15 protein-coding genes and 2 pseudogenes are annotated in these 15,444 nt (G+C 70.6%); 12 read left to right on the top strand and 5 right to left on the bottom strand.

Annotated elements, in window-relative coordinates; genetic code table 11:
- Positions 1-42 precede the first annotated feature (42 nt).
- From ACIBCU_RS22730 to ACIBCU_RS22760, 7 genes are all read left to right on the top strand, one after another.
- Positions 43-990, top strand: coding sequence for a DUF1648 domain-containing protein (locus tag ACIBCU_RS22730; protein WP_399233459.1), 948 nt, complete (start codon positions 43-45; stop codon positions 988-990).
- A gap of 2 nt (positions 991-992) precedes the next feature.
- Positions 993-1,388, top strand: a complete 396-nt coding sequence (locus tag ACIBCU_RS22735; protein ID WP_362941083.1) for a GntR family transcriptional regulator — start codon at positions 993-995, stop codon at positions 1,386-1,388.
- A gap of 201 nt (positions 1,389-1,589) precedes the next feature.
- Positions 1,590-3,467 carry a CocE/NonD family hydrolase gene (locus ACIBCU_RS22740; RefSeq protein ID WP_399233461.1) on the top strand — a complete coding sequence of 626 codons (1,878 nt, stop codon included), beginning with the start codon at positions 1,590-1,592 and terminating at the stop codon, positions 3,465-3,467.
- A gap of 84 nt (positions 3,468-3,551) precedes the next feature.
- On the top strand, positions 3,552-4,370 hold the full coding sequence (locus ACIBCU_RS22745) for an integrase (RefSeq protein WP_399233463.1): 819 nt from the start codon (positions 3,552-3,554) through the stop codon (positions 4,368-4,370).
- Positions 4,371-4,502: 132 nt separating this feature from the next.
- The gene (locus ACIBCU_RS22750) at positions 4,503-4,592 is read left to right on the top strand and encodes a putative leader peptide (protein ID WP_362941074.1); all 90 of its coding nucleotides are present in this window, start codon (positions 4,503-4,505) and stop codon (positions 4,590-4,592) included.
- 209 nt (positions 4,593-4,801) lie between these two features.
- Positions 4,802-5,953: an LLM class flavin-dependent oxidoreductase gene (locus ACIBCU_RS22755; RefSeq protein ID WP_399233466.1), complete on the top strand. Its 1,152-nt coding sequence runs from the start codon at positions 4,802-4,804 to the stop codon at positions 5,951-5,953.
- A gap of 80 nt (positions 5,954-6,033) precedes the next feature.
- Complete coding sequence (locus ACIBCU_RS22760; RefSeq protein ID WP_362941068.1) at positions 6,034-7,371, top strand: MFS transporter; 1,338 nt, start codon at positions 6,034-6,036, stop codon at positions 7,369-7,371.
- Between the two features lie 126 nt (positions 7,372-7,497).
- Here the strand turns inward: ACIBCU_RS22760 and ACIBCU_RS22765 are convergent, their stop codons facing one another.
- Positions 7,498-8,601 carry an AI-2E family transporter gene (locus ACIBCU_RS22765; protein WP_362941065.1) on the bottom strand — a complete coding sequence of 368 codons (1,104 nt, stop codon included), beginning with the start codon at positions 8,599-8,601 and terminating at the stop codon, positions 7,498-7,500.
- Between the two features lie 242 nt (positions 8,602-8,843).
- On the opposite strand from ACIBCU_RS22765, the gene ACIBCU_RS22770 reads away from it, so the two are divergent.
- Entirely contained in the window at positions 8,844-10,319 is a 1,476-nt protein-coding gene (locus ACIBCU_RS22770; RefSeq protein ID WP_399233469.1) for a family 43 glycosylhydrolase, read from the top strand.
- A gap of 310 nt (positions 10,320-10,629) precedes the next feature.
- Here ACIBCU_RS22770 and ACIBCU_RS22775 read toward each other — a convergent pair whose 3' ends face one another.
- Entirely contained in the window at positions 10,630-11,199 is a 570-nt protein-coding gene (locus ACIBCU_RS22775; RefSeq protein ID WP_399233471.1) for a TetR/AcrR family transcriptional regulator, read from the bottom strand.
- Between the two features lie 110 nt (positions 11,200-11,309).
- Between ACIBCU_RS22775 and ACIBCU_RS22780 the strand changes: the two genes are divergently transcribed.
- From ACIBCU_RS22780 to ACIBCU_RS22795, 4 genes and pseudogenes are all read left to right on the top strand, one after another.
- Entirely contained in the window at positions 11,310-12,221 is a 912-nt protein-coding gene (locus tag ACIBCU_RS22780; RefSeq protein WP_362941055.1) for an NmrA family NAD(P)-binding protein, read from the top strand.
- A gap of 67 nt (positions 12,222-12,288) precedes the next feature.
- The gene (locus ACIBCU_RS22785) at positions 12,289-12,708 is read left to right on the top strand and encodes a hypothetical protein (RefSeq protein ID WP_362941052.1); all 420 of its coding nucleotides are present in this window, start codon (positions 12,289-12,291) and stop codon (positions 12,706-12,708) included.
- Between the two features lie 54 nt (positions 12,709-12,762).
- Positions 12,763-12,948, top strand: a pseudogene (locus tag ACIBCU_RS22790) (M20 family peptidase); the annotation flags it as partial.
- Between the two features lie 96 nt (positions 12,949-13,044).
- Positions 13,045-13,224 carry a hypothetical protein gene (locus tag ACIBCU_RS22795; RefSeq protein ID WP_399233474.1) on the top strand — a complete coding sequence of 60 codons (180 nt, stop codon included), beginning with the start codon at positions 13,045-13,047 and terminating at the stop codon, positions 13,222-13,224.
- Here the strand turns inward: ACIBCU_RS22795 and ACIBCU_RS22800 are convergent.
- The 3 genes and pseudogenes from ACIBCU_RS22800 to ACIBCU_RS22810 all read right to left on the bottom strand — a co-directional run.
- A pseudogene (locus ACIBCU_RS22800) lies at positions 13,177-13,308 on the bottom strand (peptidase dimerization domain-containing protein); the annotation flags it as partial. The gene ACIBCU_RS22795 and the pseudogene ACIBCU_RS22800 overlap by 48 nt on opposite strands.
- Before the next feature lie 172 nt (positions 13,309-13,480).
- Positions 13,481-14,677 carry a macrolide family glycosyltransferase gene (locus tag ACIBCU_RS22805; RefSeq protein WP_399233477.1) on the bottom strand — a complete coding sequence of 399 codons (1,197 nt, stop codon included), beginning with the start codon at positions 14,675-14,677 and terminating at the stop codon, positions 13,481-13,483.
- Between the two features lie 84 nt (positions 14,678-14,761).
- Positions 14,762-15,415: a CatB-related O-acetyltransferase gene (locus tag ACIBCU_RS22810; RefSeq protein WP_399233479.1), complete on the bottom strand. Its 654-nt coding sequence runs from the start codon at positions 15,413-15,415 to the stop codon at positions 14,762-14,764.
- Positions 15,416-15,444: the final 29 nt, after the last annotated feature.

A 15,444-nucleotide genomic window follows, 5' to 3' on the forward strand; every position in this document is an offset into this window, starting at 1 on the left:
ATTGTTCTACTTCAATACGAACAACTCCAGGGGGGAAGTCAGATGACCGCCATCAGAAGGGGCGTCCTGACAGCAGTGCCGTTCGGCGTCGCCACCGCCGCGTACGCCGGCGTCTTTCTGGCGAACCGGGACCGGCTGCCCGGTCGGATAGCCACGCACTTCTCGGCGGGCGGCGGGGCGAACGACTACCTGAGCCGGTCCACCGCACTGTGGTCCGGGCTCGCCTTGCTCGTCGCTCTCGGGCTGATGTTCACCGCCATGACCCTGTCCTCCAGGAAGAGCACGGGGTCGCGGCTGAATGCCGCCGTCGGAGCCGGCACGGCGTTCACGGTCGGCTATCCGCTGGTCGTCACCGTTCTCGTCAACGCGGACGTCCGGGACACGGCCGAGGTGCAACTGCCCCTGTGGCATCTCGCCGTACTGCTCGCAGGGGGTGTGGCCACCGGCGCCCTGGTCTGGCGGCTGATGGATGCGGGGCCGCGCCCGGAGCCCGCACCGCCCACGCCCTCGCTGCCTCTCGCCGAGGGTGAGGCTGCCGCCTGGAGCCGCACCATGGTGTCCCGCGCACTGCTGCCGGCGGCCGGGGCGGTCGCACTCGCCGGTCTGTCCGCCCTGGTGTTCGGCTCCTTGCAGACGGGCCTGCCGCTGCTCGCACTCGGCCTGATCTGCGCCGCGTTCACCGGTGTCCGGGTCACCGTCGACCGGCGGGGCGTCACGGTCACCTCGGCGGTCCTGCCCAGGCCTCGGCTCGCCCTGCCGCTCGGCAGCATCGTCGGCGCCCACAGCGTCGAGGTCGACGCCATGGGAGAATTCGGCGGTTGGGGCTACCGGATACGACCGAACCGGCGAGGTGTCCTGCTGCGTTCGGGCGAGGCGCTCTCGGTCCGTACGGCTGGGGGACGCGAATACGTGGTCACTGTCGACGACTCGACCACCGCGGCCGCGCTCCTCAACGGCCTGACGGACCGTCACGCAAAGGAGCGCGACTAGCGATGCTGTTCCGGGTACTCCCAGGCTCGCCCGTACCGCTGGGCGAGCAGATCGCCGCCTGCGTGCGCGGGGCGATCGCCGACGGCACGGCGGCCCCGGGTGAGCGGCTGCCGCCCGCCCGTGAGGTCGCCGAGTCGCTGGGCGTCAACGTGCACACCGTGCTCCGCGGCTATCAGCGCCTCCGTGACGAGAACCTGATCGAGCTGCGCCGCGGCCGGGGCGCGGTGATCACCGCGGCGCCCGGAGCCGCGGGCCGGGCCCGGCTCACCGAGGCCGTGCACGGCGTCATCAACCAGTCGCGCGAACTGGGCCTCACGGAGGAGGAGTTCCTGGCCCTGGTCCACAACGGCCTGGCCAGTGCGCCCGTCCCCGCGCCGCCCGGTCCCGGGAATCAGTAACACGCGTGACACACATGCCTGTTGAAGCTTTCTCGGAGTGATCATAGACTCCACCGCCGTCGGCTCCGGTTCGCGTCCGCGACTGTGATCCAGCTCCGCGGACGTGCGCGTCCAACGCTGCGCTCATCACGGCGGGCCCGGGGGCCGCTGCTCGGCCTGCACCACTGCGACACCCCGTATCCACCAAGCCGGGAGCAGCATGTGAGAGCACGTCGTACGGCCGGATGGGCCGCCTCAGCACTCGTCACCACCCTCGCGCTGACCGGCGTCCTCGCCGGCCCCGCAGCCGCCTCCGGGCCCGCTGCGGCACAGGAGCGGACGGGGCCGGCCGCCACCGCGACCGGCCCCGTCACACATCAGGAGAACGACCGCGTCCCCGAGGGCTCCCTCTGGACGCAGCACTACTTCCCTTCCTCGGACCGCTCCGGCACGGAACTGCATGCCGACGTGCTGCTGCCCGAGGGGCTGCCGAAGAAGGCGAAGGTGCCCGTCATCCTGTCGGTCGGCCCGTACTTCGGGCACTCGGGGCAGTCGGGCGCCGAGGGCTGGACCCACACCGGCCCCTCCGACCGGTTCCAGGACTTCATCGAGGGCACCGACCTGTTCGACCGGGGTTACGCCTTCGTCATGGTCGACCTGCGTGGCTTCGGCGGCTCCACCGGCTGCCTCGACTGGGGTGGCCCCGGCGAGCAGGCGGACGTGAGGGCGGCGATCGACTGGGCCGCGAAACAGCCCTGGTCCACGGGTGCGGTGGGCCTGTACGGCAAGTCGTACGACGCCGTCACCGGTCTGATCGGCAACAACCTGGACCAGCGCGCGCTCAAGGCCGTCGTCGCCCAGGAGCCGCTCTGGGACATGTACCAGTACATCTACTCGAACGGCGTGCCCCGCCCGAACGTCACCGGCACCGCCAACGCCTACAACTCCATCGCCACGCTGGCCCAGTTGCCGGACGACGACCCGCGCTACCTGGCCAACTCCCGCTACGAGCAATCCCATCCGGAGTGCCTGACGCAGAACGCGGCCGGCTACCGGATAGCCGACCAGGACGACGCCTTCTGGACCGCACGGGACCTGGCCAAGGCGGCCAAGGGCACCGACACCCCGCTCTTCGTGACCCAGGGTTTCATCGAGAACAACACCAAGCCCGAGGAGATGGAGGAGTACCTGGACAACCACAAGGGCCCCGAGCGCGGCTGGGTCGGCCAGTGGGAGCACGTACGCGGCGGGGACCGCACCAGCGACGGGCGCCTGTCCATGGGGCGTGAGGGCTGGTACGACGAGACGCTCTCCTTCTACGACCAGTACCTCAAGGGCATCAGGCCGGAGGTCCGCTACCCGGCCTACTCGGTCGAGGACTCCACCGGTGCGTGGCGGGCCCAGAAGACATGGCCGGTCGTGGATCGTTCCGTTACCCTCCCCCTGGGCGGCGGCTCGTACGTGGACGACGGCGGCCTCTCCTCCCTCGCCGCCCTGGCGACGTCCGGGCTGCCGTCCCTCCAGGAGCGCGTGAAGCCGTCCGGTGAATGGGACATGGAGAACGCGCCCACCACCGACCCGGCGGCACCGAGGGGCCTGGCCGAGGGGCAAGCCCTGCTCCAGGAGGCGGGGAAGGTCACATCGAGCTTCTTCGTGTGGTCCGAGGCGCTCAAGAAGTCCGTGCGGATCACAGGGACCCCGCAGATCTCCCTGAGAGCCGAGGGAGAGGGCAACGTCATGCTCAAGCTGTACGACGTCGCCCCGGACGGCACCGCCGTCATGTTCGACGAGCAGGTCTCGCTGCTCTCCACGGGCAGGCTCACCGTCGATCTCAAGGCGACCGACTGGACGCTGGCGGCCGGTCACGTCCTCGCGGTGGAGGTCGGCTCCATCCGGACCGGCTCGTGGCGCGACACCCCGTCCGGCGAGACGATCGACGTCAAGGACGCGCGGCTCCGACTGGCCCTGGACGACCCGTCCGACGACGTTCCCACCGGCGGTGCCCGCTCACCGTACCTGGACACCTACCTGAGCCAGTACACGGTGGACCTGCCGGCGGGACCCGCCACGTTCGCAGTGGTCCCCGGCGGCCGCCTCTGACCCTCGGGCCGACGTCCTCCTGCCGGTGTGTGTGTCCGCGGTTGTACCGTCGACGCATCGACCGGCAGGAGGCGGCAGCACGACATGCGGGTGACGATGACGAGCGCGGCGGCACGGCCCGGCCACGCGAACGAGGACTTCACCGGTGCCGTGCCGACGGCGGCGGTACTGGTCGACGGGGCCGGCATCCCCGGCACCGGATCGATCTGCCCGCACGGCGTGGCCTGGTACGCCACGCGTCTGGGAGGCAGCCTTCTCGGCCTCTTGTGCCTCTCCAGGGACCGCGGCCTCCCGGCGCTGCTGGCCGCGGCCATCGAGCAGGTGACGGATGATCACCGGGACACCTGCGACGTCGCCGACCCCGTCAGCCCGTCGGCGGCCGTCGCCGTGCTGCGCGTGTCCGAGGGCATCGCCGAGTATCTGGTCCTGGGGGACGCGGTCCTCGTGCTCGACACGGCGGAGGGGACGCCGCTCGTCGTCTCCGATCCCCGGGAGGTGGTCATCAGCCGGTCGTACCGGTCCGCGCTCGACGCCACCGCCGAGGGCAGCGACGCGTACCACCGGATTCTCCGGGACCTGCGCGCCAACCGGAACCGGCCGGGCGGCTTCTGGGTGGCCAAGGACGACCCGCGGGCGGCCGACGAGGCGGTCACCGGAAGCTGTCCGGTCTCCGGGCTGTCCGGTGCCGCCCTGCTCAGCAACGGGGCCGGCCGCCTCGTGGACCTGTTCCAGCTGTCCGACTGGCCGGAAGTCATGGCCGTCCTGGCGTCGAGCGGTCCCGCCGAGATCATCCACCGGGTCCGGCAGGCGGAGGCGCGCCACGCGGTGGCGCCGGACGATGCGACCGTCGCGCACTGCACCGACCTTACTCCAGGCCTCTGTTCCGGCCTCCGTGATGCCTGACACAGGCCGGGCGGAGGCCCCATCGCGGCCCGCCGGGGCACTCGCGCTCTACCACCTTTCGGCCGCCGCCGGTCTCACCTGCTGGAACACCTGCCGGTCAGGACTTGAGCCGGGCGGTGCGGCTCCCCCACAATGCCTGACATGACCGCTGCTGCCGACCTCCTCGTGGCGCGCCTGCACGTCGACCTGTGTCGCCAGTCCAGCGCGACCTGTCGCCGCTGACGCCTGCCGGGCCCACGGCGCCTCAGCGCCACCGGCCTTGAGCTTCTCGCGCATCCGCATCCCCGCGGCACCACGACCGCGCCGCGGCCATTTCTCCCCGTGTCCCCGCGTGCCTCGACCCGTACCTGACCGTACGCCGCCGGGCAGCCGCGGCATGCCCTGCCCTGCATGCCGGCACGCCGTCCTCCGCACCCCTCGGGAGCTCCCGCATGTCTGCTCTTACCTTCCACTGGTTCCTGCCCACGACCGGTGACAGCCGCCACGTCGTCGGCGGCGGCCACGGCTCGACGCCCGGCAGCGCCGGCGGCGACCGGCCGGCCTCCATCGAGTACCTCGGCCAGATCGCCCGCACGGCGGAACAGCTCGGCTTCGTCGGAGCGCTCACCCCCACGGGGGCGTGGTGCGAGGACGCCTGGCTGACCACGGCCATGCTCACCCAGGTCACCGAGCGGCTGAAGTTCCTGGTCGCCTTCCGCCCCGGCCAGATGAGCCCGACGCTGTCGGCGCAGATGGCGGCGACCTACCAGCGGCAGTCCCACGGCCGGCTGCTGCTCAACGTCGTCACGGGAGGCGAGTCCGCCGAACAGCGCGCGTACGGTGACTTCCTCGACAAGGACCAGCGGTATGCCCGTACCGGGGAGTTCCTGGACATCGTGCGGCGGCTCTGGGCCGGGGAGACGGTCGACCATCACGGCGAGCATCTGCGGGTCGAGGCAGCCGAGTTGACCAGGCTGCCCGATCCGGTGCCGCAGATCTACTTCGGCGGCTCGTCGCCCGCGGCCGGTGAGGTGGCGGCACGGTACACCGATGTGTATCTGACCTGGGGCGAACCGCCGCAGCAGGTGAAGCAGAAGATCGACTGGGTGCGCTCGCTGGCCGCCGCCCAGGGACGCTCCGTACGGTTCGGCATCCGCCTGCACACCATCAGCCGGGACACATCGGCTCAGGCGTGGGCCGAGGCGGAGCGGCTCCTCGCCGCCATGGACCCGGAACGTGTCAAGGCGGTGCAGCGCGGCCTCGCGACCAGCGAGTCCGAAGGACAGCGGCGGATGCGCGAGCTGCACAACAGCGGGGACACCGGCAACCTGGAGATCTACCCCAATCTGTGGGCGGGCGTCGGCCTGGTCCGCGGCGGTGCGGGCACGGCGCTGGTCGGCAGTCACACGGAGGTCGCGAACCTCATCGAGGAGTACCACCGGCTGGGCATCGACGAGTTCGTCCTGTCCGGCGTGCCTCACCTGGAGGAGGCGTACTGGTTCGGCGAGGGCGTTCTGCCGTTGCTGGAGAAGCGCGGTCTGTGGCAGCACCCGGCCGGTCCGCGCACTGTCGAGGCGGGCATCGTCCCGTTCGCCGGCCGGTGAGCGCCGAGCCCGTGCCCCCGGCACGGCAGAGTGCTCCGGAACCGGAGCAAGGCTCCACGTCTCCCCGGCGGCTGAGGACCGTGGTGCTCGCCAGCCTGCTCGGCACCACGGTGGAGTGGTACGACTTCTTCCTCTACAGCACAGCTGCCGGACTGGTCTTCAACAAGCTGTTCTTCCCCACGGCCGACGGCACGGTCGGCACGATGCTTTCGTTCGCTACCTTCGCGGTGGGTTTCGTCGCCCGTCCCGTGGGCGGCCTGCTCTTCGGGCACCTCGGTGACCGGATCGGCCGTAAGCACACCCTCGCCTTCACCATGGGCCTCATGGGGGTCTCCACCGCGCTGATCGGTCTGCTGCCCACGTACGCGCAGGTCGGTGTTCTCGCCCCCGCTCTGCTTCTGGTCCTGCGCGTCGCACAGGGCGTGGCGCTGGGCGGGGAGTGGGCAGGGGCGGTGCTGCTGGCCGTGGAGTACGGGCCGGCGGGGCGGAAGGGCCGGTTCGGCAGCTTTCCGCAGATCGGGCTCGCCATCGGGCTGGCGCTGGGCACCGGCGTGTTCGCGCTGCTGAGTAATGTGCTCAGCGAGTCGGCGTTCCTCGACTACGGATGGCGGATCGCCTTCCTCATCAGCCTCGTGCTCGTCGTGGTCGGACTGACCGTGCGTCTGAAGATCGATGAGACGCCCGCCTTCCGTGCGGCACGCCGCCTCCAGGAACTGCCCCGCGCGGCGCCGCTGGTGGAGCTGTGGCGTGAGCCGGCCGCGCGCCGTCACGTCCTGCTCGGCATGCTCGCGCGGTGGGGCGAGGGAGCGGCCTTCAACACCTGGGCGGTGTTCGCCATCACGTACGCGACGGGGACGCTCGAGCTGGAGCGCACCCCGGTGCTGCTCTCGGTCACGGCCGCGGCGCTCGTCATGGCCGCGCTGATTCCGGTGTCGGGAACCGCCGTCGACCGCTACGGGGCCCGCCGGGTCTACCTCGTGGGCATGGCCGCGTTCACCCTCTCGGTCTTCCCGGCGTTCTGGCTCTTCGGTACCGGCGGGACCTGGGCGTTCGCAGCGGCACTCGTCGTGACGCTGGGCATCGTGCACGGCTCGTTCTACGGTGCCCAGGGCACCCTGTTCGCGGCCCTGTTCGCCACGCCGGTCCGGTACACGGGCATGTCCTTCGTCTACCAGATGTCCGGCATCTTCGCGTCCGGCATCACCCCTCTGATCATGACCGCGCTCCTGGCTCTCGGTACGGGCAGCCCGTGGTGGGCCTGCGGCTACCTGGCGCTGACCGGCCTGGCCAGCGTGTGGGCGACCAGCCGGCTCCGGGACGGGGACCAGCACGTGCCGACCGGACGGGCCGCCTCGGCTCCGCCCTCACCGGCGGCCCCGTTCTCCCTGGTGGGGGGCACCGAGGGCGCCCGGACCTGAGTCCCGCATGAGGCTCCGCCCGCCGCCGCTGGAGCTCGGCGTACAGTCCTGATCCCGTACGGCGCCCTCCGAGGCATGGAGGCGGCTCCCCGGCTCGTCCCGCCCGTCGGGACGAGCCGGGAGGCTTCATGACGGGTCGCCGCCAAGTGAAGCGTCCGGCTCCTGCCGCTCCTCGCCGAGCTGCTCGCGCAGGTAGTTCCAGGCCACCGCGATCAGTGCGGCGGCCGGTACGGCGAGCAGGCTGCCCACGATGCCGGCGAGGCTGCCCCCCAGCGTCACGGCGAGCAGGATCACCGCGGCGTGCAGACCGAGCCCGCGGCTCTGGATCATGGGCTGGAAAACGTTGCCCTCGAGCTGCTGTACCACGACGATGATCGCCAGCACGATCAGCGCGTCGGTGAGTCCGTTCGACACCAGGGCGATGAGAACGGCGACGAAACCCGCGAACAGGGCTCCCACGATCGGCACGAACGCTGCCACGAAGGTCAGCACCGCCAGCGGGAGCACGAGCGGCACCCCCACGATCCACAGGCCGAGGCCGATGAGGACCGCGTCGAGCAGGCCGACATAGGCCTGGGAGCGCACGAATTCACCCAGGGTCTCCCAACCACGGGACGCCACGGCAGGAACATCGGTGGCGAGCCGACCGGGCAGCTGACGTTCCAGCCACGGCAGGAACCGGGGGCCGTCCTTGAGCATGAAGAACATCAGGAAGACCGCGAGGACGACGGTGACCACACCGTTGACCACCGTGCTCACCCCCGTGACGACGGTGGTGACCATGCTGCCCAGGCTGTCCTGGATGCGGGCGGTCGCGGAGTCGAACGCACCGGTGATCTGGTCGTCACTGATGTTGAGCGGAGGCCCGGAGGCCCACTCGCGCAGCCTCTGGATGCCTTCGACCACGCCGTCGGCCAGTTGCCCGGACTGGGAGGACACCGGTACCGCGATCAACGCCACGACCCCTGCGGCGACCAGGAGGAACAGCACCGTCACGACCGAAGCCGCGAGGGCCGGGGGCCACCCGCGCCGGCGCAGGAATCGCGCTATGGGCCAGGTCAGGGTGGTGAGCAGCAGGCCGACTATGAGCGGCCAGACGACCGACCACATCCGCCCCAGCGCCCACACCGCCACTGCGGTCATGGCAAGGACGATCAGCAACTCGCCTGAGACGCGGGCCGAAACGCGGAGGGCGGCGCGGGTCTTGGTGGAGCTCAACGTGACAGACATGGGGGTCAGCCTATGGGCCGCCGGACCCGCTCCGGACCGCCCCCGCCCGGCCCCACGCCGCACGAGGCGTCGACCCGCCCGCCGCGCTGGTTACCCGGGGCTGCGGCGCCCCCAACGCGCCCGCCTGCGCCAGGCATTGACACGGCGACCGCCCCGTACTTAACGTGGCGCCCCGTCATTACATCGATGTAAAAGTGCGTGTGGTCCCCATCCCCCAACGGGCTCGCCCGGAAGGACGCCTCATGCCCTCACAACCGCCCCAACGCCCCACAAGACACATCGGTACCCTCATCACCGCCCTCCTCGGACTGGTCCTGGGCGTGCTTCCCGCCGTCACGGCCCCGGCCGCGGCAGCACCGTCACCGGAACCGGCGCCCGCCGCCGCGGCCGGCACGTTCCGCAACCCGCTCAACACCGGACCCGACCCGTTCATGACCCACTGGAGCGGGAACTACTACCTCACCACCACCCAGGGCGACAGCATCAAGATGTGGCGCTCGTCCTCCCTCGGAAATCTCGCCGCCGCCGACCCCGTCACGGTGTGGACCGACTCCGATCCCTCCCGTAACCGCAATATCTGGGCTCCGGAGTTCTACCGCTTCGGCGACCGCTGGTACCTCTACTACACGGCGGACGACGGCATCGACGACCACCACCGCCTTTACGTCCTGGAGTCGGAACGCGACGACCCCGCCGGCCCCTACCACTTCAAGGCGAAGCTCGCCCCGCCCAACCACGCCGACGAATTCGCCATCGACGCCGGCATCCTCCAGATGAACGGCCGCCTCTACCTCGCCTACAGCGGTATCAACCGGTATCAGCACAACGGCCTGAACATCGCCCCGATGTCCAACCCGTACACCGTCTCCGGGAACGCCGTCGCCTTCGATGCGGCAGGCGGGTGCCCAGAAGTACGCGAGGGGCCTGAGTTCCTCTACCGCAACGGCCGTGTATGGATGACCTACTCCGCCTGCGACACCGGCAAGCCCGACTACCAGATCCGGATGATGTCGCTGCCGGCGGACGCCGACCCGCTGGTACCGGGCGCCTGGTACCAGCATCCCGACGCGGTGTTCTCACGGGCCGACGAACGGGGCGTGTTCGGCCCCGGCCACCACGCCTTCTTCCGCTCCCCGGACGGCACGGAGGACTGGATCGTCTATCACGCCAAGACCACGTCCGTGTCCACCTATACCAACCGCACCACCCGGGCGCAGAAGTTCACCTGGCGCGCCGACGGCACTCCTGACTTCGGCCGGCCCCTCGCCCTCGGCGCCACTCAGGACCTGCCCTCCGGCGATCCCGGTTCCGGCAATTACTGGATCAACGACGACGGCCGCTCCAGCGGGGCGGGCGGCGTGACCTACAGCGGCGCCTGGAACTCCGGCACAGGCTGCGCGACCCAGTGTTTCTGGAGCGACGACCACTGGAGCGGCAGCGCGGGCGCCACGGCGACGTTCTCCTTCACCGGCACCCGCATCACCCTGCTGTCCGTGAAGGACACGGGCAACGGTTACGCGGCCATCAGCATCGACGGCGGGCCGGAGCAGACAGTGGACTTCCACGGAACCATCCGCATCGGAGAAGCCGTGCAGTACAGGAGCCCACGGCTCGGAAACGGCGACCACACCCTCCGCATCCGGGTGACCGGGCAGCACAACGCCCAGTCCCAGGGGTCCTTCGTGAGCGTCGACCGTGCCGAGGTCTACGTCAACTGAACCCGCACACCCCGGCCGTCGGTGACACCCCCTCGCCGACGGCCGGTGGATACCTACTGCTTCGGGACGCGGTGGCGCAGGTGGGTCTCGGGCCCCCCGGCGGGCTTTCCCTGCTGGATCAGCGGGGCCCTTGTCGCCGAGGAGGTCTTCCCTGGTGCGGTGGGTGACCACGAAGCCGGGGACGCCGGGCCACGGCGTGCCGCCCCACGGACCCAGGCCGAGGTCGAAGGTGCGCCGCCCGATGACGGTGGCCCCCACCGACGCGTCCACCTCCTGACGGACGGAACACACACCTCCCCGCAAGCCGTGCTCAGTGCGCGGTGCTCCGGGGACTGACTCCGTCGACCGCGAGCCGGAGAAGGCGGTCGGCCTGTTCGGCGGCGCCGGGGTGCTGTTCGGTGGCCAGGGCGATGCCGACCGTCAGGGTGATCAGGTCATGGAAGGTGACGGTCTCCTTGACCGAGCCGTCGCTGATGGCGTGGCGCAGCAGCGGTGTACCCGCGGCTTCGAGGGCGGCACCACACGAGTCATGACGGGGGTCGGGAGTGGGGGGCTCGTAGGTGAGGGCGTCGGCAAGTCCGCGGGCGGAGACGGCGTATGCGAGCAGGTCGTGGAGCCAGGTCAGGAGTGCCGCGCGGCTGTCCTGAGCCTCCTCGAGTTTCCGCGCGCGTTCGCACAGGGCCTCGATGCGCTCGTGGAAGACGGCTGTCAGCAGGGCCTGCCGGGTGGGGAAGTGACGGCGCACGGTGGCTGAGCCGACGCCTGCCGTACGGGCGATCTGCTCGAGGGAGGCGTCGGCGCCGTGGGTGGAGACCTCAGCTTCGGCCACTTCCAGGATGCGGGCGTAGTTGCGGCGTGCGTCTGCGCGCTGACCGGGCATGTTCTCCCTCGCTTGCTAAGTGGTGGCCTCCGCCATATCGTAGCCGAAGAGAAACGGCGGGCCACGCCGTTTGTTGTCGATCGATCTACGACTCATCAGCAGGAGTGATCATGACTCTCACCTCAGCCCCTGTTCTGGTTACCGGTGCCACCGGCCGTCAGGGCGGCGCGACGGCCCGTGCGCTGCTGTCCGCCGGCATTCCGGTCCGCGCTCTGGTGCGTGATCCGCACAAGGAGAGCGCGAAGGCCGTCGAGGCCCTGGGCGCCGAACTCGTCACCGGCGACCTGAACGACAGGGCCTCGCTGGACCCCGCCGTCCGCGGTGTCCGCTCGGTGTTCTCGGTACAGATGCCGCCGATGAGCGAGGACGGCGTCGATTTCGCGGCGGAACTGGCCCAGGCCACCAACCTGGTACACGCGGCCGGGGAAGCGGGGGTGCCGCAGTTCGTACAGTCCTCCACCAGCGGAGTCGGTGAACACACTCGGGCTCCCGGCTGGGCCGAGGGCCGCTGGGCGCCCATGCAGCCGTACTTCGAGACCAAGCAAGCGATCCTGGAACTGGTGCGCGGTGCGGGCTTCGACCGCTGGAGCGTCGTCAAACCGGCGTTCTTCATGGAGAACCTGCCTCAGCTGGCGCCCCACGGACCGACCGGGGGCCTGGCGACCGTTCTGCAGCCGGGCACGGAACTGGCTCTGGTGGCAGCTACGGACATAGGCGCTGCCGCCGCGCACGCCATCAGCGATCCGGACCGCTTCCACGGGATCGAGCTGGAACTGGCCGGTGACCGGCTCACCATGAAGGAGATCGCCCGGACCCTCTCGAAGGTATGGGGCGTCGAGGTACCGGCACCCTCGATGAGCCTCTCGGAGGCCCTCGCTGCGGGAATGCCCGCATGGGGGGCCGGACACGAGTGGAGCGACGTCGTCGGTCAGCCGGCCCGCCCGGAGTTCGCCCAGGCGATGGACATCCCGGTGACGACGTTCGCCACGTGGGCCTTCGAGCACCTCGCCGCGGCGCACTGAACACAAGGTGTCCTGAAGGCGGAACACCAACTGCCCTGGAACGAAGGGCGGGTGAGAGCATGACCCGATGGGGATGACCGACGGCGAGACCGTCCAGTACGTACGGTTCCAGTCGCCGCACCGGAACGGCCGAGGCCACTTCACGGGTGTTTTCGGACTCGTCAACACTCTGGCGCGGGAGGGGAGACTCTCGGACGAACAGGAGTCCTTCCGCCGCAGCAACAATCGCTGGTACGACGCCGCGTACACCGACCCCTCGACAGTCGACCCCACGGTGTACGACGATGAGGTCAACCCTGGGGCAGCCGCGTGGTTCAAGCCGTCAGCCGCGCATCTCCTCGCCCGGGTCCCCGGCTATCTGGAGATCCTGGCCGCTCACGGCGTCGACTGCCGGGTGCTGCGTTCCGTGGATCCGGGGCGGGTCGTCTACGAGGACGACGTACAGGTCGTGGTCGTGCCCTACGCGTCGGATTCGACAGGGCCCTGATCGTCGTGGACGGGGGCGGGGGCACCCCACAGCACAGCGTGATCGCGCCCCGCCCGTGAGACGGCGGTCGGCGGCGCCAGCGACGGCGACTTCGTCGTCGCGGCAGGTGTCCCGGTGCTGGACGGCATCGGCGCGGTCGGCTCCGGAGCCCACGCCCGCTCGGAGAACACCTCGGTCACCGGCATGGTGGAGCGTGCGGTACTGACCGCGACGGCCCTCACGCCCCTGTCCGACGCCTGAACCCCTCCTGCGGCCGACCGACCGCGACGGGACCGCGCAGGTGCGGGCCGGATCCGCCAACTCGGCCACGTGTGCGGCGCGTTCGAAGACGGGACGGTGCCAGCCGCCCGTCACCTCGACCGGCGTACGCCGGTCCACCGGGCGCAGCACGGCCAGCGCCGCGCCGATACGGTTCTGTTCGGCGGCGGTGGCGACCCGGACATCGAGGCGGGCGGCCGCCCGGCCCGCCGTCACGTTGCTGCGGGGGCCGCCTTCGATCACACCCACGGTGAGTGAGGTGCCTGTCTCCCGGTCACGCAGGTCGGCCGACCGCAGTATCTGATGGGCGAGTTCCTCGACCGCACTGGCACCGGCGTCCAGGGCGAGGCCGCGTGTGCCTCCTGACCGGTGACGGTGAGGGTGAAGAGACCCACCCCCTTACGTGCGAGACGTAGGTCCGCGGTCGCCTGCCTCTGCACGGCCCGTCGCCGCACCGAAGTAGCGTGACGCGGCCCGGGTCCCGCGAGGTGCTCGAAGCGGGAAGCTGCGGTGTTCAGAGGGCGGGGTTCCCGGCGGCGGCCAGCATGTTCTCGATGAGGTCGGCGGCGCGCGCGGTGCCACCCTCGGCCCGTGCGGCAGCCTGCAACCGCTCGGACCGGTCGACTCGTTCCGGGTCCCCGACCAGGTCGTCCAGCGCCGCGCGAAGGGTCTCGGCGGTGGCGTCTACCGTGTCCACACGGCGGGCGACGCCGAGTTCCACGAGCCGGTCGGCGTTCATGAACTGCTCGGCCCCCTGCGGCACGGCGATCATGGGAACACCTGCCAGGAGCCCTTCGCCGCAGCCACCCATGCCGGCGTGGGTGACGAAGGCGTCCGCCTGTTCCAGGATCGCCCGCTGCGGAACCCAGGAGTGCACCTCGGCATTGGACGGGATGTCCCCCAGCTCCCCGGGGTCGGTGTGCCTGCCGATCTGGAGCACGACGTGCCAGCCGGGCAGATCGCCGAAGGCGGCGAGGCACCGGCGGTAGAACTCCGGCTGACGCGTGTACGCGGAGCCGAGCGAGATCAGCAGCACATGGCCGGCAGCCGACGGGCGCGTCCAGCTGTCCGTGTCCGCAGGGGCGTCGAAGCAGGGGCCGACGAAGGTCACGGTCCCGGTGTCGACCCGGTCGGCGTGCGGCTGCATCGCTCGCGGGATCAGGGCGATGGCCCGTGCGGGCGGACCGGAGAAGGCGTCCACGTCCGTGGTGACCGCCCCGCTGTCGGCGAGCCACCGCGCGAACCTCTCCCGGTACGCGTCGGCCCCCGGCAACTTCCGTAGATGAGCCGCGACTTCCTCCTCGTAGCCGTCCCAGCCGACGAACGTCGGGGACAGCTGCAGGAGGGAGCGGCCCTGCCCCTCGGCGAGGGCGCGCGCGGCGTAGGCGCCGATGTCGTAGAGGTACAGGTCGGCCGGGTCGTCTTCGTAGGTGGCGCGCAGTTGTGGGAGTGCCTGGACGGCGTCGTCGAGGAAGAGGCTCGCCGCGGCAATGGGGTCGTCGGGCCACTTGATGTCGGCGACCGGCAGCACGGAGGTACAGGGCACAAGTTCGGCGCCCGCAGACCGGATCCGGTCGGCCACGATCGGATCGTTGGCGTAGGTGACCCGGTGTCCGCGGGCCACCAGTTCGCGGATGATCGCGAGGCTGGGCAAGACGTGGCTGACGATGGGTACGCCGACCATCGCGATATGGGCACGGGGGCGAGGCACGGCCGATCACTCGTTTCCAGTAGGCGGGGCGGCGAGGAAGGTGAGGCCGGGACGTGTCCGCCGGCACGACGGCACGCCCGGATGTCAGGGACGGCCGATGAGCGTGGCGGCCCCCTCCAGTTCCGCGACCGACCCCGACATGATCGTGCGCACGTGCTCGGTGATGTGCTGTACAGGCCAGTCCCACCACGCCACCGCGAGGAGCCGGGCGACGTTTTCGGCGTCGTAGCGGGTACGGATGAGTCGGGCGGGGTTGCCGCCGACGATGCCGTAGTCGGGGACGTCGCCGGTGACCACGGCGCCGGCACCGATGATCGCGCCGTGGCCGATCCGTACGCCGGGCATGACCGTCGCGCCGTGGCCGAACCAGACGTCGTTGCCGACGACGGTGTCGCCCCGGCCCGGCAGGCCGGTGATCAGGTCGAAGTGCTCGGCCCAGGATCCGCCCATCGTGGGGAAGGGGAACGTGGACGGGCCGTCCATGCGGTGGTTGGCGCCGTTCATGATGAACCGGGTGCCCGTGCCCAACGCGCAGTACTTGCCGATGAGGAGCCGCTCGGGCCCGTAGTGGTACAGGACGTTGCGCGTCTCGAACGCGGTCGGGTCGTCCGGATCGTCGTAGTACGAGTAGTCACCGACCTCGATCAGCGGTGACTTCACCAACGGTCTGAGCAGGACGACGCGCGGATGCTCGGGCATCGGGTGAAGCACCGTGGGGTCGGCGGGAACGGGTGGCATCGGGAAGGCGGTTCCTCTCGGGCGGGCCG

Source organism: Streptomyces sp. NPDC051064 (assembly GCF_044455985.1).
Taxonomy (GTDB): Bacteria; Actinomycetota; Actinomycetes; order Streptomycetales; family Streptomycetaceae; genus Streptomyces.

Bases quoted from the DNA above. Each gene is read 5' to 3' on its own strand.
- ACIBCU_RS22780 (WP_362941055.1), top strand. From the start codon at position 11,310: ATGACTCTCACCTCAGCCCCTGTTCTGGTTACCGGTGCCACCGGCCGT.
- ACIBCU_RS22745 (WP_399233463.1), top strand. From the start codon at position 3,552: ATGCGGGTGACGATGACGAGCGCGGCGGCACGGCCCGGCCACGCGAAC.
- ACIBCU_RS22730 (WP_399233459.1), top strand. From the start codon at position 43: ATGACCGCCATCAGAAGGGGCGTCCTGACAGCAGTGCCGTTCGGCGTC.
- ACIBCU_RS22775 (WP_399233471.1), bottom strand. From the start codon at position 11,199: ATGCCCGGTCAGCGCGCAGACGCACGCCGCAACTACGCCCGCATCCTG.
- ACIBCU_RS22765 (WP_362941065.1), bottom strand. From the start codon at position 8,601: ATGTCTGTCACGTTGAGCTCCACCAAGACCCGCGCCGCCCTCCGCGTT.
- ACIBCU_RS22810 (WP_399233479.1), bottom strand. From the start codon at position 15,415: ATGCCACCCGTTCCCGCCGACCCCACGGTGCTTCACCCGATGCCCGAG.
- ACIBCU_RS22770 (WP_399233469.1), top strand. From the start codon at position 8,844: ATGCCCTCACAACCGCCCCAACGCCCCACAAGACACATCGGTACCCTC.
- ACIBCU_RS22735 (WP_362941083.1), top strand. From the start codon at position 993: ATGCTGTTCCGGGTACTCCCAGGCTCGCCCGTACCGCTGGGCGAGCAG.
- ACIBCU_RS22785 (WP_362941052.1), top strand. From the start codon at position 12,289: ATGGGGATGACCGACGGCGAGACCGTCCAGTACGTACGGTTCCAGTCG.
- ACIBCU_RS22755 (WP_399233466.1), top strand. From the start codon at position 4,802: ATGTCTGCTCTTACCTTCCACTGGTTCCTGCCCACGACCGGTGACAGC.
- ACIBCU_RS22750 (WP_362941074.1), top strand. From the start codon at position 4,503: ATGCCTGACATGACCGCTGCTGCCGACCTCCTCGTGGCGCGCCTGCAC.